2 protein-coding genes are annotated in these 507 nt (G+C 58.2%); both read left to right on the top strand.

What is annotated here, in order from left to right; all coding sequences use genetic code 11:
* On the top strand, positions 1-187 hold a 187-nt coding region (locus tag AC2JF9_RS08470), incomplete at its 5' end, for a hypothetical protein (RefSeq protein WP_500726895.1).
* Positions 187-507 (top strand): DNA cytosine methyltransferase (locus AC2JF9_RS08465; RefSeq protein ID WP_500726893.1); only part of this gene is annotated, 321 nt, incomplete at its 3' end. The genes AC2JF9_RS08470 and AC2JF9_RS08465, both read left to right, overlap by 1 nt.

Raw genomic sequence — 507 nt, 5'->3', positions numbered from 1 at the left:
CGTGCGCCTGACCGTTCTGCTCGATGACGATGTGGAGGCTCGATTTACGGCCTTCTGTCAGGAGCGAGGATTCAAGAAATCGACGTTAGCGGCCCGCCTCATTCGAGAGCATCTGGACCGCGAAGCCAAGACGCCTCGGCGAAAGAACAGCGCTGATGCGCGCGTGAAAAACAAGGCAAAGTTGTGATGACACGGATCAAGCAGATGAATAGCGCTCGGACTGTCGTCCAAGTAATCGATCTCTTCTCGGGCTGCGGTGGCATGTCGCACGGATTTCTTCACGCGAGCACAGAAGACATCGAATACCGGCTGCTGGGCGGCCTCGACGTAGACCGTCACGCTGCAGCGACATACCGGAGGATGATCGGGCGTCCGTGTCTCGAGCTGGACGTTTGCGAGCTAACGAAGCCAGCGGAGCTCGATTCCGCCTTGGCTGAATGGGGATATGATGCTGAGCTGCCGCTGATTTTGATCGGCTGTGCGCCCTGCCAGGGCTTTAGTTCGCAC

The sequence above is a fragment of the Lactobacillus sp. C449L genome (assembly GCF_059900815.1).
This window is presented reverse-complemented; position numbering and strand designations above follow the sequence as displayed.